The sequence below is a fragment of the Candidatus Manganitrophus noduliformans genome (assembly GCF_012184425.1).
In the GTDB taxonomy this organism is placed as follows: Bacteria; Nitrospirota; Nitrospiria; order SBBL01; family Manganitrophaceae; genus Manganitrophus; species Manganitrophus noduliformans.
Window position 1 is genome coordinate 1,503,106 of sequence record NZ_VTOW01000001.1, and the last position, 26,466, is coordinate 1,529,571.

Here is a 26,466-nt window from a genome sequence, read left to right on the forward strand (position 1 = left end):
ATGGTACCCTTTTCAACACTACGGAGGTCAAGCTGAACGAGATGAAGTTGCGGATTCTTCTACTGATTTTATTGCTGGTTCCCACCCAGGTTTTTTCCATGGAGGTCTTCCAGTACGTCGATGAGTCGGGCACCGTCCATTTTACGAATGTTCCGACCGATCCCCGATACCGAAGACTCCAAGGCGGCCAAAAGAAAAGATCTTATATCGGAAAAGATCAGCGGCAAAAAATCCTCGGTTTGATTGAAAAAGAGGCGAGGGAACAAGGGATGGAGCCGGCCCTGATCAAAGCGGTCGTTCGGGCGGAGTCCGATTTTAATGCCTCTGCGGTTTCATCGGCCGGCGCGCTCGGATTGATGCAATTGATGCCCGCGACCGCGGCCGATCTCCGTTTGAGCGATCCGTTCGATCCGGAGGAAAATATTCGGGGGGGAATCCGGTACCTTCGATATCTGCTCGGCACCTTCAACAACGATTTGGTCCTGTCGTTGGCCGCTTATCATGCCGGGATGGGGAATGTTTTGAAACACGGCCGCATCCCCCCGATTGAAGAGACACAGATTTATGTGGAACGGGTTCTGCGTTTCTACAAAGGTTATTTAGGAAAGAAAGCGCAAGGGCTGCCGGTCTTCAAAGGGACGCGACCCACCGGAGAGATCGTTTATACCAACCGTCCGGAGAAATACTCCAACCTTCCTCTGAAGCAATTCAGCGAATAACCGATCGTTTAGATTTCCGAGAATCGCTTTCTCAACGAGGCGCGGGTCAGGTCGATATGGCCCCGTGAAGGCCCTTCCTTCGGGGAAGGGAAGTCTTCGCGATAGTGGGCGCCGATGCTCTCTTTTCTTCTCAAGGCCGCCTCCATCATGGCAGCGGAGGCGATCAGCATATTCCGGGTTTCCAATGTCAACCTGGAAAAAGCCGGTTTCCTTAAGACCCAATCCCATCTTTTCCATCTCTCGATCGCCTCCAGGAGAGAGGATTCGCTCCGAATGATTCCGACGTGATTCCACATCGTTTCCCGAAGCTCCTTTTGGACCAGGAGGTATCGGTCGTCGGAAGCCGGTTTGAAGCGCTTCGGCGGGATCTCCGGCCCTTCCGCGGCGCAAGGGGTCTGGGCGACCGCCTGACCGACCCGCATGCCGAAGACCAATCCTTCCAAAAGAGAGTTGCTCGCCAGTCGATTGGCGCCATGAACGCCGGTGCAGGCCACTTCCCCCACCGCCCAGAGTCCGGGGAGGGACGTTTCTCCGGAAAGGCCGGTTTTAATTCCTCCCATCAGGTAGTGGGCGCTGGGAGCCACCGGGATCCGATCACGCGTGATATCGATGCCGTACTGGAGGCAGGTCGCATAGATCATCGGAAAGCGTTCTTTGACGAAGCTTGCCTTCAGATGGGTCAGATCGAGGAAGACGTTTTGAATTTTCCCATGTTGCATTTCATCCCAGATGGCGCGGGTGACGACATCGCGCGGGGCCAGCTCTTTATCGGGATGATACCGATCCATGAACGGCTTTCCGTCGGCGTCCCGGAGGACCGCCCCTTCTCCCCGCATCGCCTCGGAGATGAGAAAACAGGGGGCCGAGGGAAGGGAGAGGGCGGTGGGGTGGAATTGGAAGAATTCCATGTCTTCGAGGGAGACGCCGGCCCGAAGCGCCATCGCGAGGCCGTCTCCGGTGGCGACCGGAGGGTTCGTGGTGCGGCGGTAGACCTGGCCCGCTCCCCCGGTGGCCAGAATGACGGCGCGTGATTTGAAGAGCACCGGCCGCGCCGCCCGTTCATCCAGGACCCAGGCGCCGCCGCAGACCCGTTTTCGGCCTTTCGTCGTGATGAAGAGATCGAGGGTGAAGTGGCCGTTTCGGACGGAAATGTTCGGCCGCTTCTTGGCTTCCTCGACGAGCGCCCGGACGATTTCATTTCCGGTGGCGTCTCCCTTCGCGCGCAGAATCCGGCTCTGCCGGTGCGCCCCCTCCCGGGCGAAGGCATATCGATCGCCCACTTTGTCGAACTCGGCCCCCCACGCAATAAGCTCGTGGATCCGTTGGGGCCCCTCTTCGACCAAGATCCGGACCGCTTCCGGGCGGCAGAGCCCCTTCCCGGCGTCGATCGTGTCCTCGATATGGGACTGGATCTCCTCCCCCTCTTCGCTGAGGGCGGCGGCGATCCCCCCCTGCGCGAAGGCGGAGTTCGATTCATTCCCCCACCCTTTATTGAGAACGATCACCTCTCCATATCGGCTCGCTTCAATGGCCGCGCGAAGGCCCGCCACGCCGCTTCCGATGATTAAGAAATCGGTGGTGATCGGGGGGGGCGATTTAGAAGGTCCGGCCACTTTAAATCCCTCCTTGGATAATCCCAAAGGGGGGATCGCCCCGGATTTCCAAAAGAAGCGGGGTTTCTCCGGTGGTCCAAACAAAAAGGGCGTGCCCTTTCTTCTCAAGGGGAGGGGCACCCGGTTCCCTCTTCCAGACCCCTCCCCAATGGACGGCGGTCGAGATCGATTCTTGGCGCACTTCAACGCGGTCAATCTTCATGTCGATCTTCATTTCGGAGAATGTCGCCAAGTCTCTGAGGAGCTGTTCCTTGAAGGAAGGAAGCGACTTGAAGGAAGGGTCGAGGCTCGAGAGGAACTTTTTTTCATCTTTTTTCTCATACGATTCTGTTATACTCACGACGGCTTGCCGGATCCGGTCGACCTGCTCGGATACGGGAGAGGGCTGCGTCGGGGTGGTTGCGCACCCTGCAAGGAAGAAGAAAAGCAGGGAGAGGAAAAACCCGGCCCGGCGAACAAGCAGAACGGGCGCGAACGTCGCATCGCGGCGGTCGCGCGCAGGGTGATCTTTGGTCCGAATGGGTTGGATTAGGGAACGCCGATACTTCTGAATGGTCTTCCTCCTCTCAATGTAATGAATTCGCTATATTGTTGATAATCGTCCGATTATAATGTGGGATGGAGAAGGGGGTCAAGTCATCTTTGTCGGTTGACTTTTTCGGCCATTCTTGTTACAAAAAAAATTTTCCTGCGTTTCTTGGTCATTTGAATGGCATTGGTGTCGGAACTCCTGAAACGGAAATGGATCTTCATCGGTCTTGCTGTCGGTTTTGTAATGTTGATGATCCCGGTTCCGGAGGGCCTGACGCCGGTCGGAATGAAGGCGCTGGCCTTGGTGGTCGTCGCCTTCATCTTCTTCATGACCGAGCCGGTGCCGCTCCCGGGGGTCGCCCTCTTTATTGCGGTCTCTCAGGTCCTCCTGGGGCTTGAAAAACCGACCGGCGTGGCTCAGTCGTTTATGAGCGACTCCGTTTTTTTTATCATGGGGTCGCTCATGATCGCCGCGGCGATCGTCAAGCAGAACCTCGATAAGCGGATCGCCCTGGCGATCGTCCGGTTGACAGGACCCCGGATCGAGCGGATTGTGCTCGGCTTGGTTTCCGTTTCCGCCGTTATTGCTTCTTTCATCGGAGAGCATACCGTGTCGGCCATGATGTTGCCGGTCGGGGTCGCCCTGATCAAGTTTACATCGGACGATCGGAAGAAAGTGAAGAATCTTTCGATTCTCCTGATGCTCTCCATCGCGTATGGGGCGATGATCGCCGCGATCGGGACCCCTTCCGGAGGGGCGCGCAACGCGATCATGCTCGCTTATTGGAAAGAGCTCTTCGGGTTGAATTTAACCTATTTTCAATGGGTGGTCGCCGCTTATCCGATCATCCTGCTGGAAATTCCGTTCGTGGCCTATGTCCTTTATCGCTCCTTTTCGCCGGAGGTGAAGGATCTCTCCCCGGCGATTTCGGCCCTTCGGGCCAAGGTAGAGGAAGAGGGGAAACTGACCCGGCAGGATTGGGTGACGATCGGCATCTTTTTGATCACCGTGGTGATGTGGATGACGATCTCGGATCAAATCGGCCTCGGCATTACCGCCCTGATCGGTGTTCTTCTTTTCATGGTGGCCGGGGTGGTGCGCTGGGAGGATCTGAATAACAACGTCAATTGGGGAACGATCCTAGTCTACGGCGGGGCGATCTCCCTCGGCATCATGATGAAGCAGTCCGGGGTGGCGGAGTGGATCGCGAAGTCGTTCCTGACCTGGGTGGAGCCGATCGGCATCCATCAGGGTGTCCCCCTGCTGGCGGCGATGAGTCTGATGACGGTGGTCCTCTCCTCCTTCATGAGCAGCGGGGCGACGGTGGGGATGCTCGGCCCGATCACCCTCCAGATCGCGAGCCTTTCGGGGACCTCGATCGTCCAGGCCGGATTTGTCACGGTGATTTCGACGTCGTTCGTCTATTTGACCTCGGTCGCGTCGCCGGCATGCAACATCATCTACGGCGGCGGCTATCTGAATCGGACCGATTTCCTCAAGGCCGGATGGAAATTGGTTTTGGTCTCTTTCCTTCTCCTCCTGTTGATCAGCGCGGGATACTGGAGGATGCTTGGGATTTGACGGTCGATCATGAAATTTTTAATGTGCACCGACGGGGAAGAGTTGGCGGAAGCGGCGATCCGTTTCGGCGGAAGGCTGGCGAAGGGGATGAATGCCGACGTCAGCGTGCTGCACGTCCGAAGACCGATCTCCTCGTCGGAGCGGGTGCAGTTGACCGCCACACGTAAGAAGCTGTCGTCGTGGGACCTCGATATTCCCGGCGTCGATTATTTGACCCGGGCGCGGGAAATCTTGGATGAAGTCGGACTCACCCAGGTTCCCTTGTCCAAAGAGAAGCACAGCCGGGCCTTTGAGGGAGGGGTCCAGGGGGCGACGGAGCTCTACCTGGTCGGGGCCGGCGGCGAAAACGTCCGGCTTCGTCTCCGGGAGGGCGATCCGGTCGAGCAGATTTTAGAAGAGGCCCAGGTCGGCGGTTACGACCTGATTATTCTCGGTTCCGGAGGGGGGCGCGGGATCGGCAGTTATTTCGTCGGAAGCACCGCGCTCCGCGTCGCCGATCTGGCCGCCTGCAGCGTTCTGATCGCGAAGAACATACGGCAGGATCATAACTTCCTTCTCTGCACCGACGGTTCCGATCTGGCCGAGAAGGCGGAGATTGCGGGGGCCGAGATGGCCCGGGTGTTGGGGGCGAAGGTGACGGTCCTCTCGGTGGCGGAGGATGAGAGCCGGCGCGAAGAGGCGCTGCAGAGCGCGCGCCGGGCCGAAATGATCTTGGCGCAGATGGGCATTGAAGCGAAATTGAAGGTCCGGGTCGGTCCTCCTTCGCAAGAGATCATCGCGGAGGCGAAAGACCATGATATCGTCGTCATGGGGGCGAGCGGCAGCTCCGCCGTGAGAAAGTTTTTTCTGGGGAGTGTTCCTCTGAAGGTGATGGAGTATGGCGCGTGTCCGGTCCTCATCGTCCGGGAAAAGCGAGGAAAAATTCCGCTACAGGCGGGTTGATGAGATCCGCAATTTAATCAAATAAGGAGACTGTATGTCGCGTGTTGTGAAAAAGAGAAGAAAGAAGATGCGAAAACACAAGTACCGGAAGCTGCGGAAGAGAACGAGGCATTCCAGGAGATAAATCTTCGCCGACCCGGCGAACCTGTCGGATTGGCCAATGAGTGGGTCATCAGGGACGCTGAAGGTCGATGGCAAATCACGCTCCAGCTTTCCGGACCTCGATTTCGGATCGGATTCTCCCTCTTTGACAAACGCGTCTCCGCGTGTGTTATACTGAGGAAAAATTTGGCCTTTTTTGGCTGCGGGAGGAAGTATGGCAATTACCGAAGAGAGAGTGATGAAAGCGCTCAGTCATGTGATTGAGCCGGAGTTGTTCAAGGACATCGTTACCTTGAACATGGTCAAAGAGGTCCAAGTGAATGGAAACAATGTTTCCTTCACCGTCGTCCTGACGACCCCCGCCTGCCCGCTGAAGGATGAGATCACCCACCGCGCCGAGAAGGCGTTGCGGCAACACGTTCCGGAGGTCGGCAAGATCGACGTCAACTACACCGCCAACGTGACCGCCGGAAAAAGCCAGGTGAAAGAGAATTTCATCCCGGGGGTGAAGAATACGATCGCCGTCAGCAGCGGGAAAGGGGGGGTCGGCAAATCGACCGTCAGCGTCAATCTGGCGGTGGCCCTGGCGCAGACCGGCGCCCGGGTGGGGTTGATGGATGCCGACATCTACGGCCCGAACGTGCCGTTGATGATGGGGATCAAGTCTCCTCCGAAGCCGGAGGGGGAGAAGCTCCTCCCGGCGGAAAGCCATGGGGTCAAGCTGATCTCGATGGCCTTCTTCGTTCCGGAAGACACCCCGATGATCTGGCGGGGGCCGATGGTCCACGGCGCCATCATGCAGTTCCTCCGGGATGTGATTTGGGGGGATCTCGATTATCTCCTGGTCGATCTTCCGCCGGGGACCGGCGACGCGCAGCTCTCCATCGCGCAGCTGGTCCCGCTGACCGGGGCCGTCATCGTGACGACCCCTCAGGAGGTCGCGCTGCTTGATTCCAAAAAGGGCTTGGCGATGTTCCAGAAGGTTCATGTGCCGGTTCTCGGCATCGTCGAGAACATGAGCTTCTTCGAATGTCCGCATTGCCATGAGAAGACCGAGATCTTCAGCCGCGGCGGCGGGAAAGCGGCGGCGGAGAAGCTGGGGGTGTCCTTCTTAGGAGAGGTTCCGATCGATCCGGCCATTCGAGAAGGGGGAGACACCGGCATGCCGATCGTGGTGGCCGATCCGAAGTCCCCTCAGGCCCAGACGTTCATGAATATTGCAAAGACACTGGCGGGGCTGATCTCGGTGCGGAATTCGAATGAGATTAAGCTGACGATTATTCAGTAGAGAAATTTTTCCTTTAAAAACGAAGGCGAGAGGAATTTTCTTCCTCTCGCTTTTTTTTGGATGTTCGCATATTCCCCTCCAAGGTCCCTCCCGAATTTATTTGTCCGCCCTTCCTCAATTTTTTCATGCCGGACTCGTTTTTCCCGCCGCCCTTCACGGAACGCGAAAAGAGAAAAAAGAATGTCAAAGAAATGTCGGCCATGCTCTGGCGGGAAGTGATGCTTGGCCAATAATCTGATCGATCACAGTTTCGTAAGGGCAGGCCGGCGGGCCTGCCCTTTTTTATTTTTATTGCTGTGTGTTGTTTCCTCGTTTCAGCCCCCACCTAAGCACCCAACCTTCCTTGACACCTTTTGGCTACGCCGATATCCTTGAATGGGATTTCTGAGTTGAACCGGGTTGTCCCACGGTGAGCAGTGCAGTGGGGAAGTTTGTAGAGATTGGGAAAGGAGGAGAGATTATCAGCCGGTATCAGCGCATTCAGCAACGGCTCCAAAGATGAGTCAAGAGCAGACTGGATCCCTTTGGATGGATATTTTTGTGCGGTAGAGAGTAATCAAGGAATTTTTCATGGAATGGCATGAATTATTGATATTTTTGGCGGCTCTTTGGGGAGTTGGCTGGGTTTTATCTTTAAAAAAAGGTAAACACCCTAGTCAGGAAACTCTTTTTGACCATCAGGGTTGGAGTATTTGGACCGGAATCTGGGTTTTAACTGGCTTATTAATAGCGTTGTTTCTCGTGTCAGCATTGGGGCTGCTATTGAGGCAATCCACTGTGATCTTCGTCTCTATTCTTTTAGAGTTTTTTATCTTTAGCAGTATTTTCCTTTTCCCTCAGATAGGTATTTATCAACCTTACAGGGCTTTTGGACTAACTTTAAACCATCTCGGTCCTCGTCTTGTTTTCGGTATGAGGTGGATCGTTGGATATCTTTTAATTGGACAGGGACTATTTTTACTTTTACTTTTTCTTGAATCACATGGACAACAAGATTTACTGCTGAATCAGGCTACCGAAGAGAGTTTCGTAGAATTTCTATTTTTCAAAAATGAGTGGGGCATATGGTCATTATGGCTGCCCATCTTTTTTATTGTAATTTTTAGGCCAGTCTTTGAAGAAATTCTTTTCCGAGGGCTGCTCTATGGTCCAATGAGACAGAAAGTCGGCCCCTTTGTGGCTAGTTTCCTTACCTCATTTTTATTCGCGCTAATACACGGTGCAGACTATATACGTCTCTTTGTGTTGGGAATGATCCTTGTTTATTTATATGAGCACGCAAAATCACTGATTCCGAGTATTTTATTTCATGTTGCCATGAATCTTATTGATGTTATTTTTTATTTCAAAGGCGATGTTCCAACATCTATTTCTGAACTTAGGATGGAAATAGGTCAAATCTTTTTTGCCTTAGTAATATTTTTCATCATTATTGAAATTGCATATCGTCGGATGAAAAAAAATGGATGCTTTGAAAGATCTTTTAATGAGTATGCGTATAAATAATCACATGAATCAATAGTCGCGGGGGCGTATCTTTACTTTTGACTTTTTGCCTTACTGAATTAAGCGAGGGGAAATGGCGCGGTCATTGAGGATCAATTATCCGGACGCCCTCTACCATGTGATTTGCAGGGGCAACGAGCAGAAATCGAATTCCTTGTCTGTTTTATGGTTACAGTCGAGTCAGTGGCGCCCGAGCGGATTTGCAGACGCAACCGAAGATCGAAGAAGCGGCAAAACGGATGGAACAATTGCTTGAAAGTAAAAAGTAAAGATGCGAGCACGTGCGGATGCAGTCAGTTTGTTAATTTTATGAGGTACGCTGAAATGGTAATAAAACAATATAAGGTTTTCCTCGCGGGACGGAATTATCTCATGAGGTTTGATGATGAAGTCGAAAAAGTAGGTTTTTTTACAACTAGATGGATCGACTCATTCAGTCTCGAAGATGCTAAAAGGCAAGCCATTGAATTAATTAAGAGTGAGCTACAAGACCTTGTATTGAATAAGCATTCTGATCCCCCAAAGATAATTGTTGAAAGCGTTTCTGTTGTTGATCCTTCCGAGCGTAATCCTTCCCAGGGAGGAGGGTTCACCTGGTATGGAGAAGACGAGCAAGATGAACGAGGTAATGCCTAATCCACAAAGTGAAGGGATTTGTCGAAGGGGTCAAGTCTTTTAAGGAGTGGTATGGCAAGGAATAAAAAAAGCAAAAGGGAAATTCGACTTATAACTGATTATTCAGTTCAGAACTATCGATGTGGTCTTAAAGGGGGAGATCAGGTTCGGTTGAGGAAAGACATCCGGGTAAGAGATCATAGGGGACATTTTACGGGTAATCGTTATCTTTCTGGGGAGGTCTGGACTGTACTGCCAGGTTCAATAGAAGAGCCTAACATTGTTTGGTTTCGCCAGGCTAATGGGGAGCGCCACACTTGGGATGATGATCCAGCGCTCTTCGAGACATTTGAGCTAATTAAAACACGGGGAAAGTAAGTTCAAAAATCATTATGCCTAAAGTGCTAATCACTTTCCTAATCGTACTTCTTGCGGCTTCCCTCGCCCACGCTGAGCAGCGCTACTTCTACGACAGCTTGGGACAGCTGGCGGCGGAGAGGAGGCGAGATTGTCAGCCGGTATCGGCGCATTCAGCAACGGCTCCAAAGATGAACCAAGAGCAGACTTGACCCCCTAGACGGGTATTTGCATCATTTTCCTGATATGAACCTGGATCTACCGTTTCTCCAATGTGGACGAAAATGCTAACCTCGTCTCGCTCTGACATTGGAAGAATCTAAAAGATACTTCATGCTGATTAGTAGGAGCTACTGATGGAAACCGAGAAAGAAAAAGAATTCAACAGGATAGTCAAAGAATGGGAGGAAACCATTCTGGCTCCTTGGCACGAGGAGCTTTCTCAGAAGTTGAGTAAACTGGAGCATAGCGCACTTTACTCATCTATTCCACACTGTTTTAGAAACTTTTATGAAATATACTATGAAATTTTGCCAGCATTGCTTCAAACTCCGACGGATGACTATGAAAAAATACATGATCGTATTTATGATATTGGAGGAGTTAGCGGAGCACTACAAGAGATTAAAATGCACATCGTAGATGCAGAGGAAGCTTTTAATACCCTGCTCAAGTTGCTAGCTGAAAAAGGAGAAAGGGGAGAGTCGGCTAAAACTTAATCGTGTGATCGGACGTATCTTTACTTTTGACTTTTTGAATTGAGGGAGCATGGCGCGGTCATTGAGGATTAATTATTCGAATCCCCTCTACCATGTGACTTTCAGGGGCAACGAGCAGAAATCGAATTCCTTGTCTGTTTTATGGTTACAGTCGAGTCAGTCGCGCCCGAGCGGATTTGAAGCGGTGGATGCAGACGCAACCGAAGATCGAAGAAGCGGCAAAACGGGTGGAGCAATTGCTTGAAAGTAAAAAGTAAAGATGCGACCCCATGCGAATTCAACCCCATGCGAATTTGGGTGATTGTTTTTATCTCTATTTTTGGGTTTTATCTGATGATTGGAACCTCCTCGGCAAAGACTCTTTCAAAGGAAGAGGTTGAAGCGACTTGGGAGGAGCTACTTCGAAAAGAGGAATACAGAATAATAGAGTATCTCAACAGAAAATATTTGAAGCCAACGACCGATATGCTTAGCAATGACAAAACAATCTTTGTTCGCGAAGGGAGAGAGGGCTTCCTTTGGGGATTCTTTGGTCTATCTGAGGGAGGGGGATGGGATATCGAAGGGCGCTTAGAAGCGGAGGTTAGTATTGAAAAAGGTATATTACAACTTTATTCTAAAAAAACTATAAAAAGATCTCCTGGCTTTATGTTCCCTCCTATTGGGGCTATAGAGCCTACGTATGACCGAGAAAAATACCCAATCTGGGAATTCCGTCTCATTTTACGGAACCTTGATAATCGCCAACAGATTCAAACGCTCAAATCAATCCCTGTACCAGCAACTGAAGTGCTTCAGCATCTGAGCTACAAGTTTAATCCGGATGATCCTTCCTGTCCTCTAGGACAGCGTTGTCCACGTGGTGAGCTTCACTATGATGCCAGTCGAAATGTTGTTGTCGAGATTCTAGGCATTCGTGACCCATTCAATGTTGAAGTTCCCTTGCCTGAGTCTTCTGCACCGATGCAAGAGGAAAAGCAGTGACCGTCGAGAAATGGGTCTGTGTAGCCATAGAAAGTAATATTCGGAACCCGTTATGCTAAAAGCACCAATAACCTTTCTAGCCGTATTTCTTATTTCTTCCCTCGCCCACGCCGAGCAGCGCTACTTCTACGACAGCTTGGGACAGGCGGAGAGGAAGAGAGATTGTCAGCCGGTATCGGCGCATTCAGCAAAGGCTCCAAAGATGAGCCAAGAGCAGACTTGACCCCTTTGACTAAATTAATATGGAGGAGAGCCACATTGAGTAGTTTTTCAAAGGGTTTTGTTTTGGATTTGAAGAGGTATCCTACGTGGTCACTTATTTATCACAGACCTTTGCCTCTACGTGATGTTATAGATATGTTGAAAGAACATTTAGATGGAAAGTTCATCGTAATCCACAAAGGCGAATTCTATGGGGGTCAGGATCACAGCAATAACCTCCGACAGGTATTCGAAAAAAAAGGTATTTCTTTTAAAACATTGCGACAAGGCAGTGTGGTTTTAAGCTTTCAAGAATTTCAGCGAATGGAGAAGCGCCTTAGAAGAGAGATATCAGGTGGAGACTTAGAGTGGTTTGACTGTGATTTTGAGCCGACAGCTGAAATTAAAACGAGACTTAATATTCACAACCTCAGGTTTTCATATGAAAAGGAACCAGTAGTGCCCTCAGGGTTGGGTGCAAGTGTTAGCTATCATTCGCATGACGATGAGTTTACGGGGATGTATGTGCGCAACAGAAGATTAGGGGCAGCTATCATTGAGAGACTCATTACCCGCGTGGCGAAAAAGGAGTTAAAACGACTGGCCAAGAAGATGAAGCCCTCTTATTCTCCGGTTCTTGCTACCATGACACAAAAAACACTGAGTTCCTTAAGATCAATGATTATGAAAGAAGGTATTACCTGCTTACGGCACGATATCCAACTGAAAGATGATGAGTTGATTATGACTTGCTGGCAAGGTTTTCCAGAACGAGCGGGTATTTACAACAGATCATTCGATATATGCTATTCGTTCAAAAAAGAAGAATGGCATACGACTAGAGCCAAGTCGATCCGTTTCCCATATAGCAATGCGAAACTATTCCCATAGTTCTGTTGAAATAGTTCTGAAACAATAGAAGAGGGTCAAGTCTGTTCACGGCTCAACTATATATAGGTCAAATGAATCATCTTCGAATGCAATACTACCTATTTATTATTCTTATCTGTGTCTGGAGTCTGGTAGGTTGTTCAGTGAGCCCGAAACCAAGTCCAGAAGAATTAAAAACAGCAATTGAATTAGAAATTGCACCCACAATGCCGAAGTTTCTTGCTAGCGATCGACTCTTTCACATCAAGATTCTTTTTAAGAATCTCTCGCCGTATACCGTGTGGCTCAATAGAGGATACAATTACTCTCCCTCTCTTTCTGATCTGAATGTGGATGCTGTTTCCCCAAGTGGGAAGTCAATTCCTCAACCGATTCGTTTCGAACCGCGGAGACCTGACTTAAATAAACAAGACTTTGTAAAAGTCCAAGGCGGCCAAACATTCGAGGCGTTTGAAGATGTCCGGTGGCTCTACCTATCTACAAAGGAAACTGGAACATATAAGATCACAGCTACTTATAAGAACAATCATACTGGTAAAGAGTTTGGTGTAGATGCCTGGATAGGGGAGGTGAAATCTAATACAGCTACATTTGAAGTGGTTTCAGATCATTAAAGGGAAGGAGTGCAGAAGTAGAAGGGAAAGTGCAGATAAGGGGGGTCGTATCTTTACTTTTGATTTTTTGAATTGAGGGAGCTGTGGATTCCAGGAACTTCAGGACATTGGCATCGTACTCGAATCCCTGGCCCAAGAGGACCTTTGTGGTAAATGGTCCCGGAGAGAGAAGAATTTATGGATGTTAGTAAAGAAAACAAAGAAATTGTTTTAAACGCAATACACGATTGGTTATCAAGTTTACCCCTAGGTGTCGTCGATGTTAAGGAAGAGCATGGAGAATACGAATCCGTAGTGAAGATTAAGCCTTTTAAGAGCAAGGCAAGCCCTCTGGAATTTAGGATTGGAAACTATGGGACATTTGACGTGGCTATGGGAATGGGAATGCAGTTTAATGAGATTCCAATATCTGTTGATAAAGTAATCGACATATGTAAGTCAGTCGCAAGTGGACGAATTAAAGAACAAGTATGGATATCAAAAAATAAATGTGTCCGGTCAAATGGGGAATTAGAGCTTTCGTCTGGTCGGTGGTCGGATCGTGGGTCTAATTCTTGGAGAGGGATTCTGGGAATAGGGAAGAAACAATTCATTGAGTATGAGCCATATATTTAGCCCTTTAGTGAAGCCGAGTTGGGTCAGCTTGTCCCCTTTTTTCAGATACGTCATGATCATTTGCCGTAATCTTATTTATGAAAATTTATAAATTATCAAAAATAATTTTGGTTTTTAATTTTTCCGTTTTAGGTTTGGCAACGCTTTTCTGGATATTTGTTGCCATTTCTGAACTGACTAGATCTTCATCAGGTCTAACGGAGAGGGGATTTACGGTTTTTGGTCTGCTTGCGTTATTGTGGGTATGGTGGGGATATTTAAAGATACCCTATGAAATTAAAATTTATGATCATAATTCTATAGAATTCCGAAGTTTCCTTAAGCGAACGGTTATTTCTCCACATGAGATTAAAAGCATCAAAGGAGTTTATTTGAGCTATGGTTTTATAAGGCTTCGCTATTCTAGAGGGGCAATACAGTTGATTAATAAGATGGATGGTTTCTACGATTTTATTTCTACTATTAAATCGATTAATCCCACAGTTGAGTGCAAAAATTGTTAGTGTCTCATTCGGGGATGATAGAAACCCCCTCGCCTTTAGGCGAAGAGAAGATGAGAGTATGAGAGAGAAGGGGGTCAAGTCTGCTCATGGCTCAACTTTAGCCATCACGAAGGTGAAGAGAGGATATCAAGAAGGGGTCAAGTCTGCCCTTGGCTCAACTTTTAGTCATCATGAAGTCGAAGAGAGGATAAAACGATTCGTATGTCCCGACCCCTGCCCATAGAGTTCCCCGGCGCCTACTACCACCTGATGAACCGAGGCTAAAGCGTGTCTTCAGGCCGTGATGCGCGTGTATGGGAAGAGCGAAGCAGAGATAAAGCGGAGTCGGCGGGGCGAGCGGAATGAGGCGCGGGCAATTGCAATCTACTGTGCCGGAGACTGGCAGGGATGAGGCAGGGGGAAATTGCAGCAGCCTTTGGAGTGTCGGGTTATTCAGCGGTGAGCAGTGCCTGATGGAAAGACCGTTCCAGGAGGGTATTAAATGGCACAGGGGTTTCTAGATGGATAAGCCAATGTCTCCAATTTTCGTTGTTGAAGATCTTGATATTGGAATTTTTAAGTCGGTGGAGGATACCGAATTACAACTTGAGCCGATTGACGTTAAGAAAGGAAGTTACAAAGCATATGATGCCAAAGGGAGGCTTCTTAAACTAGAAACAGATCGGAAACGAGTGAAAATTAGTTTGGCTGAGATTCAACCCAGCCATGCGGGTGATTTTGAAGTTGCTATTAGAGAATTCTTAAAGGCAATGGATGAAACGAAAGCCTATGACCGAGAGAGTGACTTACCCTCTCTTGTCGAAGCCTGCCAAAAGTATATTCACACAGTCAAAAGACCAAAGGATCTCCCTGCTGAAGCTTGGGGCAGGTTTATCAACCATCTTCGTTAGTCGGGGTCATTAGTATAGAGAAGGGGTCAAGTTGAGCGACCCCCTTTTTTACAAAAAGCGGGAGGTTTCCTCCCGCTTTTTGTTTTTAAGGAGCGGCGGCCGGTTGTTCCGAGGGCGAGGAAGCGGCGGCCCGTTTTGCAGCGATTTTCCGTTGCAGCTCGGCAAGGTGGCGAAGATCGGCCAGCTGCTTCTTCACCTCCGGAAAGTGAGGCCGGCGCTCCAGCACCTTCTCGAAATTGACGATCGCCTCAGGCACCTTTCCCATATCGTTATAGACGTATCCCAGGTGGTAATAAGCTTCCCAGTCTTCGGGACGGAGCGGAATGGAGGCTTCTAGGACTTCCGCTGCGCGGGGCCTCTGTCCGTTAAAGCTGAGGGCCCATCCGAGCAACTGATAAGCTTCGTAAGTCGGACGATTTTCCACAATCGGATTAAGAATGGCGATTCCATCCGCATAGTGGCCGCTGACGTTCAAGGCGCCTGCGACGCTTAATGCATAGGCATCATCGGCTGGATAAATTTTAATGTATTCCTGCGCGGCAGCGCTCGCCTCCTTCCAGCGTTCATGATCGAGATAGAAATTGATCAGTTTCCTCCAGGCTGCCGTCGCCGTAGGAGAAAGCGCGAGGGCTTCACGGCTGTATTTTTCTTCGTTCCGCTCAATTTTTACGATCCACGGGATACGCAAAAAACCGCGGCGGCTCTGCACGACAACGGACTCTCCTCCCCATAATTTTTTTGCTTCGTCCCACCTGAGTAAAAGACGGGTGACCGATTCGGAATTGCTAGCCGATTTCAGGTTTGCCCATCGAAGCGGAATCGGGATATCGAGTTGGATCTCTCCTAAAGTAATGGTTTCAATCTCCGCGACCTGATCGATCCGTGGTGATGTATCGAGCTTCGCGTTCAGGTAAAGGAGGAGGCTGTAATAGATGAAGACCCGAAGCATCAAGGCGGTTCCCTGTTCGATTACGCGAAGGGTGGAATAAAACGGAGAATGGGTATGGCTGTTGGAGAAGAGATGTTTTAAGAAAAAAAAGAGGCTGAGGAGACCGATGGCGGTCCCGATCCAGGGGATGAGAAGAAAGAGAAGACGGCTCGGGACACGATAGGACATCTGGACGATGAGGGCCCAATAGCAAACGAAAACCAAAAGGGCATGCTTCAAGGTCACCCGGTTCCAAAGTCGTCCCCAGAATCTCCACCAAACCTTCCCCCAGATCTTTCCCCAAATCGCGCGGAGCCACAATAGAATCATTCCGTCGACCTCCCGGCGGGAAGATTGGCCATGGCGTATGAGAGAAGATGTTCCGCCAAGGCGTTGCGCGGATCTTCGGAAAGAACGGCATTGAGGCAGGAGACGGCCTCTGCGAAGTTCGACATCCGATGATAAAGGGTGCAGAGATTCGTCAGCATTTTGGAGCGGTCATATCCGAGCTGGAACGCCGTTTCGTAAGCTACAATCGCCTCCGGATACCGCTGTTCCTTCTGATATAAGGTGGCCAGACCGATATAAGCTTTCGGCCGTCGGGGGTCGATCGACAATGCGGTTTGATAGGCCTCGGTGGCCTCTTCGGTTCTCCCCAATTCGTTCAAAGTAAATCCAATCGCCTCGTAGAAGCGGGGGTTGTCCGGCTCCAGTTGCTGTCCTCGTCGAAAGTATTCCAGCGCTTGTTCCCGGTTTCCGATCATTCCGGAGAGATATCCCGCCCGATCGAGCAGGGTGACATTGTCCGGTTGTCCTCTGAGGAAGTGCTCGGCGAGTAGGAGGGCTTGATGGTAGTCACCGATCTTTTCCGTGAGAAAGGAACTCAACGCATCGGCGTAAAATTCATCTTTAGGCGCTTTGAGGTACGCTTCGCGTGTCATCCGGTATTCGTTGGCGAGATCGCCTCGGTCGGAGTAGACCTGGGCTGCGCGTCGGTGTGCTTCGGCATTGTAGGGGTTGGTCTCGATCGCTTTGAGGAAGGAGGCGAGCGCCTCTTCGTTTTTTCTGTTCTTGAATGCAATCACCCCCAGTGTCAGGTAGGCATCGTCGGGACGGTCCCCCACATCAATCGCCCACTTTGCATAGGAGATCGCCTTTCTTTCATTCGACGAATCATAAATGCGCAAGTAGCGATAAAGATGCGCGATGAGACCGAGGGGGCGCTCCCATCTCGGAAGCTCGGTCAACTCTCCAGTCGTCTTCAATGCCCAAAGAAACGAGGTAATGCGATCTTCGGTGTTCGGGGTTCGCAAGGCACGGTTGAGGAGGTCGATCGCCTCCGGATAGGCGCCTCCCTTCGCTCGAGCGACGGCGGAGAGGAGAAGGGCGTCGAATTGGTCGCTCTCCCTGCGAAGGAGCTGATCGAAATGTCGGAGCGCTCCGTCGAGGGCGCCTCGTTCGAGGGCGATCTCACCCAGATTTAAAAGCGGGTGGATATTCGACGGATCTTTTTCCAGCGCGTCACGGGAGAGCGATTCGGCCGTTTCGAGATCACCGCGCATGAGCGCATCCCAGGCCGGGTCGGACGTCTCTTCTTCCGCATAAATTTCTCGAAGGAGGGATCGATATGTTTCCGCGGCCGCACGATAATGGCCGATCTCGTAGAGAACCAACCCTTTTGTTCCTGAGAGAGAGGAATGAAAAAAACGCCCGTCCATCTGTGAGAAATGGCCGTAGATCATGCTCCAAATCACAACGAAGCAGAGGGCTGTAATGACCTGCGATTGAACGCTCATGTTTTTCGGAAAGAAAGGAATTTTCCCCATGACCGAAAAGGTATCAGGAAAGTCCGTTCTGTCAAATCCGGAGGGCATCCTATTTCCAGGTGATTCATTGAGGACAATCTTGCCGGATGCTCCTCCCGGGTCCCGTGGGCTCCATCACCGCACCCTCCGGGCGGAAGGGGGGAATCCAGGTGCTGCATTTAAGTCTTGACATGCGATAGAGCGACGTAACATAGTATTCCTGTTGTTCGAATCGCCGGAATTCTTCGAACAGATCATCCCGATGATCCATTTCTACCAACCCGTAAGGCGGGATTTTTCGAAACGCACCACAAACCCACATTAAAGGAGGAACTGATTATGGCGGTACGCACTTCTGAAGCATCCTGGGAAGGAAATTTGAAAGAAGGAAAGGGAAAAATGAAGGTCGGCGCCGGCGCTTACGAGGGGCCGTTCTCTTTTGCCTCGCGCTTCGAGTCGGGGGGCGGGACCAACCCGGAGGAGCTGATCGCCGCGGCCCACGCCGGCTGCTTCTCCATGGCGCTCTCCGCCGGTTTGGGCAAGAACGGCTTTAACCCGACGCGGGTGAAGACCGTCGCCAAGGCCCATCTGGAAAAGGTCGGCGAGGGATTCAAGATCACCCGGATGGAATTGAATTCCGAGGCGGAGGTTCCCGGAATCGACAAGGCGAAGTTCGATGAAATCGCCGAGGCGACCAAAAAGGGCTGCCCGGTCTCCCAGGCGCTCGCCGGGACCGAAATCACCTTGAACGCGAAACTTCTCTAATTTTGTTTTGATCGGCGGGCGCCCGTCCGGGCGCCCGCCCCTTTTTCCCCCTAGTTTTTCCTGATCCCCGGCCCCTGACCCCCGGCCCCTGCTTTCGAAGAAAGCCCCAGCCGTTCCAGCGTTCCCTGTTTGAGAAAGAGCCGATCGAAAATAAAAAGGTGAATCGCGATCGGAATGGAGGCGAGCGCCGGAATGAGCGCTCTCACCACGAAGCGAACGATAAAGCTCGCCGGACCTCGAAGAAATCGGAAGACATGAAACACCCGGCTCACGATCGGGATGAATCCGATGGCCAAAATGGCGCCCGAGAGAAGGAGGCCTCCAATGGTCACCTGCCGGGCGAGCTGCGCCAGAATGGTCGGCCCCAACACCTTCCAGAGCCAGAAGAGAAGGCCGACCAGAGCAATCCCCGTGACGGCGGCGGCCGGTTTGCTCAGCCTGAATATTTTCAGCACCCGCTCCCCTCCGACCTTGATCTGTTGGAGAAAGGCCGGCGTCGGCTTGGCCATCAGCGGCGCGATCTCTAAGAAACGGCAGAGGGGAGGAGCGATCGGGGCCGGCCCGGAGAGAAGCTCCTTAAAGGCCTTGCATTTCGGAATCTCCTGCTCGCTCATCTTATAACCGTCGTACATCAGCGCGTAAGCCTCCACGTCGCTGAACGAGTCGAGGTCGGTCCGGATTCGGGAGAGAAGATCCTGCACCTCGCAGGCGACGCCGAAGCTTTCCGAGGAGAGCTCGGGCTGCCGCTCTTTTTTGTCGGCCTCGGCCGGTTTCCCGTCGGGGCCGATCCATGACACCGCCCGCCCCGAGAGTCCCCTCAAGAGGTGCATGAAGGCGACCGGCGCATCTTTGTGCTGGATCAGGCGGAAGAGCTCTTCCTCCCGGACCCGGTCCATCAAGATGCTGTTCGCCCGGCCGAGCACCCCGGGGATCGACGTCGTCGGCTGGTCCTCATCGCGCATCTGTCCCGAGGAGTCGCTCACGACGAACCGGGTGCAACCCATATCGAGCAGCCCCCCGACCCCTTGATTGTCGTGCACCCCGCCGTCGACGAGCTGAACCCGAATGTCGTCCGGGTAGAGGCCGCTGACGGCGAGGGGTGGAAAGAGTCCCGGAACGCAGGCCGAGGCGGCGACCGCCAGGCCAAGCTCGATGTTTTGCTGCTTTTCGGTGATCGCGTCGTAGGAGGGGGGGCGGCGCAGCCGGAGGTTCTTGTCGATCTCCCGGGCGATGATCCCTTCCCGCGGCGGCTCTCCCATCCGGATCGCCTCGAACCGCCAGTTGTGGCCGGTGTTCAGCGAGGTCGCATTGAGAAGGAGAATCGGCACCTTCGCCCGGCGGCCGCCGTTGTCGTCCAGGGGGTTGAAGTCGGGCTTCCCCTCCTTCGGCTGAATTTTTAACTCCCGCATCTCGATTGGCCGGGTGCGGTTCGGATCGAATACGGGGCGGTAGAAGTGCTCGTCATAGAGCTCGCCGATCCGGTCGCTCCGGGAGTAGTTCGCAAGGGCCATCCGGAGCGTCTTGAAGGGGTTGAGAAAGGTCCGCATCCGGAGATTTTTCTGAACGCCGCGCAGGAAGTCCTGCTCGATCCGTTCGATGATGGCGGCATAGTCCTGGTCGGTCACCTCTTCGTCGGATTTCGCTTCAAGGAGCCGCTTCACGTGAAGGTAGTAGAGGGCCCCGACGATCGAGCCGCCCGATACGGTCGAGATCACCTCCACATGCCGGAGCAGGCCGAGCCGCGCCATCTGTGCGAGCACCCCGATGTGAAAGAAGGAGGCGCGAAAGCCCCCTCCCGATAAGGCGAGTCCCAGCCGATCCTGCCTCTGCGTGCTCTCCCCCTTCGGGGTATCTTTCTCTTCTTTCTTTTCCATCACCGCACCTCCCTCCGCTCCCGATCTTCTTAAGGAGAATCCATTTCCCGCACCGATGATGTATCACAAATCGCTCCATTTGCTCCAGATCTTTTTTTACAAAAGAGGATTTGGTTTGACAACGATCCTTCCTCCGCATATCTTTTAAAAGCGTGATTGATTTCGATCGGCCGGTTTGGAGCTGCATGCCGCAAAGACCACATCGATTTTATCGGCTCTTCTTCCTGATCCTGGCGCTCCTGATCGCAAGGGCCGCCGCGGGACAGGAGCTTCCCAAAATCGCTTTGACCGCCATCCCATTGAGGGAAGAGACGATCACGGTCGACGGCGCGCTCGACGAGCCGGTCTGGCGGTCGGCGGAGGAGGCGACCGGGTTCATCGCATCGGAGCCGGTCGACGGTCTTCCGGCCACTGCAGAGTCGTTCGTCCGGGTCGCCTACGATCAGAACAACCTCTACATCGGGGCCGACCTCCACGATCCCGATCCTCTCCTGGTCTATGCCGATGAGCGGCGGCGCGACGCCCTCTTCGACCGGAGCGACGCCTTCTCCGTCCTGATCGATCCCTATCACGACCACCAGACCGCGTTTCTCTTCGAGACGAATCCTCTCTCGGCCCTCTCGGACGCCCTCGTCAGCCAGCAGGGGGAGCGGATCGATCGGGATTGGGACGGCCTCTGGGAGGCGGCGGCGCGGCGGACCGAGACCGGCTGGTCGGTCGAATTCCGGATTCCCTTCTCGACGATCCGCTTCGAATCGGGCGCCTCCCAGATCTGGGGGCTTCAATTCCGACGGCGCGTTCCCCATCTGAAAGAAACCTCCTTCTGGAGCCGGGTGAGCCGCGAGCATCCCGACTTCGAAATCGCCCTCGCGGGACACCTCACCGGGATTGAGGCGTTTCATCAGGAGCGCCGCCTCTGGATCAAGCCGTACGGGCGGGGATCGTACGAGATCAACCGGACCGAGTTAAACGACGATCGGCACATCGACACCGACGCCGGCGGCGATTTCCGCTATAAGTTTCGGACCAACCTCACCCTCGATTTGACCTACCGGACCGACTTCGCCGAAACGGAGGCCGACCTCTTCCAGACCAACCTCACCCGTTTCCCTCTCTTCTTTCCGGAGAAGCGGGAGTTTTTCTTGGAAGGGAAAAACTTCTACGACTTCGGCCTCTCGGGCCGCGTCCAGCCGTTCTTCAGCCGGCGGATCGGGTTAGCGCGGGGTCAAATCGTCCCGATCCTCGGCGGCGGGAAGCTGACCGGGAAGGTCGGGCCGTATGGGATCGGGTCGCTTTATATGCAAACGGAGGCCGACGAGGCGGTCGGTCTTCCGGCCGAGCGGTTCGGCGTGGTCCGGTTCTCGCGCGATCTCGGCGTGCGATCGAACGTCGGGCTGATTGCGACCGACCGGGCCGAGCGAACCCACTCGGGGAGCCAAACGCTCGGCTTCGATACGACCCTCGCTCCGAACGAACGGCTGAGCCTCGACGGCTTCTGGGCCCGCTCCGGCGGGGCCGATCGAGAGGCGCCGGGCCAGGTGCACTACCAGAATTTCATCTGGCGCGATCCCTTCTGGCGGATCAATGTCAGCCACCTCCGCGTCGATGAGGCGTTTGATCCGGCGCTCGGGTTCGTCCAGCAGACCGACCTCGACGAGAGCTTCGGTTACGTCGATATCCGCCCGCGCCCCGCCTCCGGCCCGATCCGTGAGATCGGCCTGAAGACGGAGATGACCTATCAGATGGAGACCGACGGCGACTTCCTCTACAAGAGCAACTACAATCGGGTGCAGGCCGACTTCTGGTCGGGCGATTTCCTCCTGATCAGCGTCGATCCGCAGCGGGAGCGGCTGCCGGAAGATTTCGAGATCCGCCCCGGCATCGTCATCCCGGCGGGGACCTATCACTACACCCACACCAATATTTACTTCAACACAGACGTGCGCCGGCCCGTCTCCGGAATTGTCAGCCTGCTCTGGGGCGGGTTTTACGATGGAAGCCGGACCTCCCTTCTCCTCGACCTGACCGCCGCCCCCGGCGCCGGGTTGAAGCTCGGGGCCGGATGGCAGATCAACTGGGTCGATCTGCCCCAGGGGGAGTTCACCACCCAGATCATCAACGGCGATTTTTCCTGGTCTCTGACGAACTGGATGCTGCTTCAAGGGCTGGTCCAGTGGGACAGGGAGGCGCGTCTGCTCGCCGCGAACGTCCGCTTCTCCTGGGAATACCGGGAGGGGAGCCGGCTTTATCTGATCGTCAATCCCTCGCACCAGGGGGATGAGAATGCGTTGCTGGTGCTGACGAAGCTCACCTGGCTCTGGCAGCCGCTTTAACATAAACAGAAGTTATTCTCCGATTGCATTGGAATGTAGTGACAGGTTAATCTCTCCTCTATCCGAATTCTTTAGGAGGATCGAAGATGACGACATCTGCATTTCAAATCGGTTTCGTCGGCGTGGGCCGGATGGGGGCCAATATGGCGCGCCGGTTGAAGGACAAAGGATACCGGCTGACCGCCGTCTACGACATCGATCGGGCGAGGTCGGCCTCCCTGGCGAAGGAGCTGGGGTGTTCACCGGCTTCGACCCCGGCGGAGGTGGCGAAGGGGTCGAATACGGTCATGACCGTTGTGACCGACGATGCGGCGATGCGCGTCCTTTTTTCGGAGTCGGACCCGGCCGGCCTTCTTCCATTCGGCGACGGCCGCCTTTTCATCAATTGCGCCACCCTCTCCCCGGAGGTCCATGTTGAGATCGAAGAGCGCGCCAAAAAGCAGGGGGCGCAGACGCTGGAGGCCTGCATGGCGAGCAGCATTCCCCAGGCGCGGGAGGGGACCCTTTATCTGATGTGCGGGGGGGAGCGGGCGGTTTTCGATCGGGCGAAGCCGCTGCTCGAAGATCTCGGCCGGTCGATCCGCTACATCGGGAAGGCGGGAGAGGCGGCCAAGGTCAAAGCGCTGGTCAACATGGTGATGAACATCAACACCGCCGCCCTGGCCGAGGGGTTGGGGCTCGGCGCGGCGCTGGGGCTCGATCTGACCCTGCTGCGGGAGGTCTTCTCGCAGACCGGCGCCGCCTCCCGGGTGTTGGAGACCGACGGCACCGACATGCAGAACCGGGAACATGACTGTTATTTTTCCGCCGCGCACGCGGCGAAAGATTCGGGGATCGCGCTGACGCTTGCGGAAGCGCAAGGCATCGACCTCCCGCTGGCCAAGGCGACCTATGCGCAGTACCGCCGCCTCATCGACATTGGAAAAGGGGAGTTGGACAAATCGGCGGTGGCGGAGCTGACCTTTCCGGGGCGAGGTTGATCTTGTCCCGGCAAACAGAATCTTTCGGTTTCCTCCTCCGCTTTTAGCTGGATCTTTTCTTTAATAATAATTGCCCCCAATTATGTATGTTTCCGTACGAACGATTGTTGTTACTAGTGATATTTATTCATTTTAAAGCAAAAACAATAGCTTGTATGAATAATTCTAAAAAAATATGGCATACTTGAGACTGGCGTGTGATTCAGTTGACTCTTTCAGTCGAGAGGGATACGGCGATCCGGAAGGGTGGAAGAGCGATCAAGCATTTATGCGTGATGAGTTATGTAAGACAGTAGAAGACCCCCTACATGAGATTTACCGCCGCATTAAATATATTATCTAAAGAGTCATTCGACGATCTCGCCCGTCTGGCCGCGCATTTCTGCGAGATGCCGGTTGCGCTGATCCACTTCATCAAGGACAAGCGACATGCCGTCAAATCGGTGGTCGGTTTGGAATCACAAGTCGAATTGTCCGATCTGCCCTTTTTCTCGCACGCCGTTTTACAGCGGGACGTTTTTGTCGTACCGGACGCGTTGGATGATGAGCGATTTTCCCATCATCCGCTCGTGACCTCCGGTCCTCGGATTCGTTTCTATGCCGGGGCGCCGCTGATCAGCGCCGAGAGCGAAGTGGTCGGAACGCTCTCCGTGATGAACCCCTCTCCGAAAGTGCTCACTCCGTACCAAATCGAGTCGCTTCGAATGCTTGCGCAGCAGGTTGTTCGGCGCGTTGATCTGTGGGGCGATCTTGTCGAATTGAAACGGAGCGTTCACGAGCACAGAATTTTAGAGGAGCATCTCGCTGCGGAACATGCCGTCGCGCACGTTCTCGCTCACGCCGAAACGCTCTCCGCCGCGCTTCCAGACGTCCTTCGCGTCATTTGTGAAAGCCTCGGATGGAAGATGGGGATATTCTGGCAGGTGAACGATCAGGTGAATGTGCTCACGTGCGCTGAGATCTGGCGGACTCCTTCGACATCTATTTCCGAATCTGAAAGGATGAATCGGGAAAGTATCTTATGGCCCGGCGAAGGGCTTCCGGGTCGCGTCTGGACCCGCGGGGAGGTCGATTGGGTCTGTGATATGGCGGATGAGGAGCTTTTCGAACGCGCTTCCATTTCGGTAAAAGAGGGGCTGCATGGGGCGTTCGCGTTTCCCATCCGGGGCGATCACCAGGTGCTTGGGGTGATGGAGTTCTTCAGCCGCAACAGGGAGGAGCCCGATGACAGTCTGCTTGAAATGATGACAAAGGTGGGGAGGCAGATCGGCCAATTCATTGAGCGAAAGCGAGCGGAAGAGAGCGTGATCCGATCGGCGGCGATTGTCGAATCGTCCGACGATGTCATCATCGGGCAGACGTTGGATGGAATCATCACCAGTTGGAATAGCGGCGCTCAAAAACTCTTTGGTTGTCCCGCCGAGGAGATGCTCGGCAAACCGATCTGGATTCTCTTTCCGCGCGATCGCCTCGGCGCGTTTTCGGACGTTCTCGAGAAAATGAAGCGAGGGGAACGAGTCGATCGGTATGAAACCGTCCATGTCAGAGCAAACGGCGAGCGCGTCGATCTTTCGGTGACGCTTTCTCCGATTCGGCAGAGCACGGGAAAACTCATCGGCGCCTCTTCCGTCATGCGGGTGATCAACGATCGAAAATCGGCGGAAGAGCCGTTCGCGGAGAGCGAAGCACGGTTTAGGAGGGTGGCGGAGTCGAGCATTCTGGGATTCATCTTCTGGGATGCGGATGGAAACATCACCGATGCCAACGATACTTTCCTCAAAATGGTAGGCTACACGCGGGAAGATCTCCTCTCGGGGGGGTTGCGGTGGCGCGACATGACGCCGGAGGAGTATCGTCCCCTCGATGACAAAGCGCTTCAAGATCTGATCACTACGGGCGTTTGCACCCCTTACGAGAAGGAGTACATCCGAAAGGACGGCAGCCGCCTTTCGATTCTCATCGGGGAGGCTTTTTTCGAGTCTTCCAAAGACCGAGGCCTCTATGTTGTTCTCGATATCACCGATCGAAAAAAAATGGAAAAGATGCTTCGTGAAAACGAAGCGCGCCGGGAAGCGATTTTGGAGTCTTCTCTCGACTGCATTATTACCATCGATCATGAGGGGAAGATCCTGGAGTTCAACCCGGCCGCCGAGAACACATTCGGTTATCGCCGTTTCGACGTGATCGGGAAAAAACTGGCGGAGCTGATCATTCCCCCCTCTCTTCGGGAGCGACATCAGGCCGGACTGGCGCACTATCTTGTCAGCGGGGAAAGCAAGGTTTTGTATCGCCGGATCGAGATGACGGCGATGCGGGCGGACGGGAGCGAGTTCCCTGTAGAGGTCAAAGTGACCCGTACGTTTGCGGACGGGCCTCCGGTTTTTACCGGCTATCTTCGGGATATCAGCGAGCGCAAATGGACGGAGCAAGAGAGACACCGCCTCTCATTTCAAGAGCGGATGGCACGGGCGGAGGCGGAAGAGGCCCGTCAGCACATGGGCTTCCTGGCGGAGGCCAGCACGCTTCTTGCCTCCTCGCTTGACCATGAGACCCTTCTCTGCAGTCTGGCGCGCCTTGCGGTTCCCTATCTGGCCGACGGCTGCGTAGTGGATCTCCTGGAGGAAGACCAAACCGTGCGCCGTTTGGCGGTCGCCGCCGCCGACCCCGCCGAAGAGGCGCTTGGAAGGGGGCTGTTCCGCCGCTACCCTTCCGATCTAAACGAGAATCATCCCCTGCAGCGCGTTCTACAGACCGGGAAACCGATTTTTCTGCCGGAGATTACCGATGAGATGCGGGTCTCCATCGCACGAGATGAAGATCATCTCAGAATGGCCCGGTCTCTCGGTTTGAAATCGGCGATCATCGTGCCGCTTCTCGCCGGGGAGCGCATCCTCGGCGCAATCTCTTTTTTGCTGACCGATTCAAACCGGCGCTACCGTCCGACGGATCTGGCGCTCGCCGAGGACTTGGCCCGGTGGGTCGGCGTGGCGGTGAGCAATTCCCGGCCCGGTCGGGCGGCACGGGACCGGAACGAAGCGCCCCGAGGAGGGGAAGATCAACCTTAACGCCGGCCCGAAGCGATACTCCGCTTCGCAAACCGCATTGTTCT

General features: G+C 53.5%; 23 protein-coding genes. 18 read left to right on the forward strand and 5 right to left on the reverse strand.

The genetic code is table 11. The features are described from left to right. The first annotated feature begins 41 nt into the window (after positions 1 to 41). Complete coding sequence (locus MNODULE_RS07430) at positions 42 to 719, forward strand: transglycosylase SLT domain-containing protein (RefSeq protein ID WP_168058795.1); 678 nt, start codon at positions 42 to 44, stop codon at positions 717 to 719. Between the two features lie 8 nt (positions 720 to 727). Here the strand turns inward: MNODULE_RS07430 and nadB are convergent, their stop codons facing one another. Next, positions 728 to 2,332: an L-aspartate oxidase gene (gene nadB / locus MNODULE_RS07435; RefSeq protein WP_168058796.1), complete on the reverse strand. Its 1,605-nt coding sequence runs from the start codon at positions 2,330 to 2,332 to the stop codon at positions 728 to 730. Between the two features lies 1 nt (position 2,333). Further along, the gene (locus tag MNODULE_RS07440) at positions 2,334 to 2,672 is read right to left on the reverse strand and encodes a hypothetical protein (RefSeq protein WP_168058797.1); all 339 of its coding nucleotides are present in this window, start codon (positions 2,670 to 2,672) and stop codon (positions 2,334 to 2,336) included. A gap of 378 nt (positions 2,673 to 3,050) precedes the next feature. On the opposite strand from MNODULE_RS07440, the gene MNODULE_RS07445 reads away from it, so the two are divergent. From MNODULE_RS07445 to MNODULE_RS07505, 13 genes are all read left to right on the forward strand, one after another. Beyond that, complete coding sequence (locus MNODULE_RS07445; protein WP_202882136.1) at positions 3,051 to 4,445, forward strand: DASS family sodium-coupled anion symporter; 1,395 nt, start codon at positions 3,051 to 3,053, stop codon at positions 4,443 to 4,445. A gap of 9 nt (positions 4,446 to 4,454) precedes the next feature. Then, the gene (locus MNODULE_RS07450; protein ID WP_168058799.1) at positions 4,455 to 5,387 is read left to right on the forward strand and encodes a universal stress protein; all 933 of its coding nucleotides are present in this window, start codon (positions 4,455 to 4,457) and stop codon (positions 5,385 to 5,387) included. Between the two features lie 34 nt (positions 5,388 to 5,421). Further along, on the forward strand, positions 5,422 to 5,511 hold the full coding sequence (locus MNODULE_RS07455) for an AURKAIP1/COX24 domain-containing protein (protein ID WP_168058800.1): 90 nt from the start codon (positions 5,422 to 5,424) through the stop codon (positions 5,509 to 5,511). A 192-nt stretch (positions 5,512 to 5,703) separates the two neighbouring features. After that, entirely contained in the window at positions 5,704 to 6,777 is a 1,074-nt protein-coding gene (locus MNODULE_RS07460; RefSeq protein WP_168058801.1) for an Mrp/NBP35 family ATP-binding protein, read from the forward strand. Between the two features lie 570 nt (positions 6,778 to 7,347). After that, positions 7,348 to 8,283, forward strand: coding sequence for a CPBP family intramembrane glutamic endopeptidase (locus tag MNODULE_RS07465; protein ID WP_168058802.1), 936 nt, complete (start codon positions 7,348 to 7,350; stop codon positions 8,281 to 8,283). Positions 8,284 to 8,655: 372 nt separating this feature from the next. Then, on the forward strand, positions 8,656 to 8,919 hold the full coding sequence (locus MNODULE_RS07470) for a hypothetical protein (protein ID WP_168058803.1): 264 nt from the start codon (positions 8,656 to 8,658) through the stop codon (positions 8,917 to 8,919). A gap of 692 nt (positions 8,920 to 9,611) precedes the next feature. Continuing rightward, positions 9,612 to 9,974: a hypothetical protein gene (locus tag MNODULE_RS07475; RefSeq protein WP_168058804.1), complete on the forward strand. Its 363-nt coding sequence runs from the start codon at positions 9,612 to 9,614 to the stop codon at positions 9,972 to 9,974. Positions 9,975 to 10,214: 240 nt separating this feature from the next. Next, entirely contained in the window at positions 10,215 to 10,958 is a 744-nt protein-coding gene (locus MNODULE_RS07480; RefSeq protein ID WP_168058805.1) for a hypothetical protein, read from the forward strand. A 162-nt stretch (positions 10,959 to 11,120) separates the two neighbouring features. Further along, positions 11,121 to 12,050 (forward strand): hypothetical protein, encoded by a 930-nt coding sequence (locus MNODULE_RS07485; protein ID WP_168058806.1) that lies wholly within the window; start codon positions 11,121 to 11,123, stop codon positions 12,048 to 12,050. A 143-nt stretch (positions 12,051 to 12,193) separates the two neighbouring features. Continuing rightward, complete coding sequence (locus MNODULE_RS07490; protein WP_168058807.1) at positions 12,194 to 12,664, forward strand: hypothetical protein; 471 nt, start codon at positions 12,194 to 12,196, stop codon at positions 12,662 to 12,664. A 153-nt stretch (positions 12,665 to 12,817) separates the two neighbouring features. Then, positions 12,818 to 13,279, forward strand: coding sequence for a hypothetical protein (locus tag MNODULE_RS07495; protein ID WP_168058808.1), 462 nt, complete (start codon positions 12,818 to 12,820; stop codon positions 13,277 to 13,279). A gap of 77 nt (positions 13,280 to 13,356) precedes the next feature. Further along, the gene (locus tag MNODULE_RS07500; protein WP_168058809.1) at positions 13,357 to 13,782 is read left to right on the forward strand and encodes a hypothetical protein; all 426 of its coding nucleotides are present in this window, start codon (positions 13,357 to 13,359) and stop codon (positions 13,780 to 13,782) included. 500 nt (positions 13,783 to 14,282) lie between these two features. Further along, a complete protein-coding gene (locus tag MNODULE_RS07505; RefSeq protein ID WP_168058810.1) occupies positions 14,283 to 14,672 on the forward strand; it encodes a hypothetical protein in 390 nt (129 codons plus the stop codon). Between the two features lie 85 nt (positions 14,673 to 14,757). Here the strand turns inward: MNODULE_RS07505 and MNODULE_RS07510 are convergent, their stop codons facing one another. Both MNODULE_RS07510 and MNODULE_RS07515 read right to left on the reverse strand, forming a co-directional pair. Beyond that, on the reverse strand, positions 14,758 to 15,930 hold the full coding sequence (locus MNODULE_RS07510) for a tetratricopeptide repeat protein (RefSeq protein WP_168058811.1): 1,173 nt from the start codon (positions 15,928 to 15,930) through the stop codon (positions 14,758 to 14,760). Then, positions 15,927 to 17,396 carry a tetratricopeptide repeat protein gene (locus tag MNODULE_RS07515; protein WP_168058812.1) on the reverse strand — a complete coding sequence of 490 codons (1,470 nt, stop codon included), beginning with the start codon at positions 17,394 to 17,396 and terminating at the stop codon, positions 15,927 to 15,929. Before MNODULE_RS07515 ends, MNODULE_RS07510 begins: the two co-directional genes overlap by 4 nt. A gap of 348 nt (positions 17,397 to 17,744) precedes the next feature. On the opposite strand from MNODULE_RS07515, the gene MNODULE_RS07520 reads away from it, so the two are divergent. Then, a complete protein-coding gene (locus MNODULE_RS07520; protein ID WP_168058813.1) occupies positions 17,745 to 18,170 on the forward strand; it encodes an OsmC family protein in 426 nt (141 codons plus the stop codon). Between the two features lie 50 nt (positions 18,171 to 18,220). Here MNODULE_RS07520 and MNODULE_RS07525 read toward each other — a convergent pair whose 3' ends face one another. Continuing rightward, complete coding sequence (locus tag MNODULE_RS07525) at positions 18,221 to 20,044, reverse strand: patatin-like phospholipase family protein (RefSeq protein ID WP_168058814.1); 1,824 nt, start codon at positions 20,042 to 20,044, stop codon at positions 18,221 to 18,223. A gap of 185 nt (positions 20,045 to 20,229) precedes the next feature. On the opposite strand from MNODULE_RS07525, the gene MNODULE_RS07530 reads away from it, so the two are divergent. The 3 genes from MNODULE_RS07530 to MNODULE_RS07540 all read left to right on the forward strand — a co-directional run bounded on the left by MNODULE_RS07530 (position 20,230) and on the right by MNODULE_RS07540 (position 26,422). Then, on the forward strand, positions 20,230 to 22,377 hold the full coding sequence (locus tag MNODULE_RS07530) for a carbohydrate binding family 9 domain-containing protein (RefSeq protein WP_168058815.1): 2,148 nt from the start codon (positions 20,230 to 20,232) through the stop codon (positions 22,375 to 22,377). 86 nt (positions 22,378 to 22,463) lie between these two features. Beyond that, positions 22,464 to 23,357: an NAD(P)-dependent oxidoreductase gene (locus tag MNODULE_RS07535; protein ID WP_168058816.1), complete on the forward strand. Its 894-nt coding sequence runs from the start codon at positions 22,464 to 22,466 to the stop codon at positions 23,355 to 23,357. Positions 23,358 to 23,665: 308 nt separating this feature from the next. Beyond that, positions 23,666 to 26,422 carry a PAS domain S-box protein gene (locus tag MNODULE_RS07540; RefSeq protein WP_168058817.1) on the forward strand — a complete coding sequence of 919 codons (2,757 nt, stop codon included), beginning with the start codon at positions 23,666 to 23,668 and terminating at the stop codon, positions 26,420 to 26,422. The last annotated feature ends 44 nt before the right edge of the window (positions 26,423 to 26,466 follow it).

Excerpts from the sequence above, each read along its gene's own strand:
- MNODULE_RS07520 (WP_168058813.1), top strand. The coding sequence starts at position 17,745 with ATGGCGGTACGCACTTCTGAAGCATCCTGGGAAGGAAATTTGAAAGAA.
- MNODULE_RS07470 (WP_168058803.1), top strand. The coding sequence starts at position 8,656 with ATGAGGTTTGATGATGAAGTCGAAAAAGTAGGTTTTTTTACAACTAGA.
- MNODULE_RS07475 (WP_168058804.1), top strand. The coding sequence starts at position 9,612 with ATGGAAACCGAGAAAGAAAAAGAATTCAACAGGATAGTCAAAGAATGG.
- MNODULE_RS07535 (WP_168058816.1), top strand. The coding sequence starts at position 22,464 with ATGACGACATCTGCATTTCAAATCGGTTTCGTCGGCGTGGGCCGGATG.
- MNODULE_RS07530 (WP_168058815.1), top strand. The coding sequence starts at position 20,230 with ATGCCGCAAAGACCACATCGATTTTATCGGCTCTTCTTCCTGATCCTG.
- MNODULE_RS07465 (WP_168058802.1), top strand. The coding sequence starts at position 7,348 with ATGGAATGGCATGAATTATTGATATTTTTGGCGGCTCTTTGGGGAGTT.
- MNODULE_RS07460 (WP_168058801.1), top strand. The coding sequence starts at position 5,704 with ATGGCAATTACCGAAGAGAGAGTGATGAAAGCGCTCAGTCATGTGATT.
- MNODULE_RS07515 (WP_168058812.1), bottom strand. The coding sequence starts at position 17,396 with ATGAGCGTTCAATCGCAGGTCATTACAGCCCTCTGCTTCGTTGTGATT.
- MNODULE_RS07505 (WP_168058810.1), top strand. The coding sequence starts at position 14,283 with ATGGATAAGCCAATGTCTCCAATTTTCGTTGTTGAAGATCTTGATATT.
- MNODULE_RS07430 (WP_168058795.1), top strand. The coding sequence starts at position 42 with ATGAAGTTGCGGATTCTTCTACTGATTTTATTGCTGGTTCCCACCCAG.
- MNODULE_RS07500 (WP_168058809.1), top strand. The coding sequence starts at position 13,357 with ATGAAAATTTATAAATTATCAAAAATAATTTTGGTTTTTAATTTTTCC.
- MNODULE_RS07540 (WP_168058817.1), top strand. The coding sequence starts at position 23,666 with ATGAGATTTACCGCCGCATTAAATATATTATCTAAAGAGTCATTCGAC.
- MNODULE_RS07455 (WP_168058800.1), top strand. The coding sequence starts at position 5,422 with ATGTCGCGTGTTGTGAAAAAGAGAAGAAAGAAGATGCGAAAACACAAG.
- MNODULE_RS07510 (WP_168058811.1), bottom strand. The coding sequence starts at position 15,930 with ATGATTCTATTGTGGCTCCGCGCGATTTGGGGAAAGATCTGGGGGAAG.
- MNODULE_RS07525 (WP_168058814.1), bottom strand. The coding sequence starts at position 20,044 with ATGGAAAAGAAAGAAGAGAAAGATACCCCGAAGGGGGAGAGCACGCAG.
- MNODULE_RS07495 (WP_168058808.1), top strand. The coding sequence starts at position 12,818 with ATGGTCCCGGAGAGAGAAGAATTTATGGATGTTAGTAAAGAAAACAAA.
- MNODULE_RS07450 (WP_168058799.1), top strand. The coding sequence starts at position 4,455 with ATGAAATTTTTAATGTGCACCGACGGGGAAGAGTTGGCGGAAGCGGCG.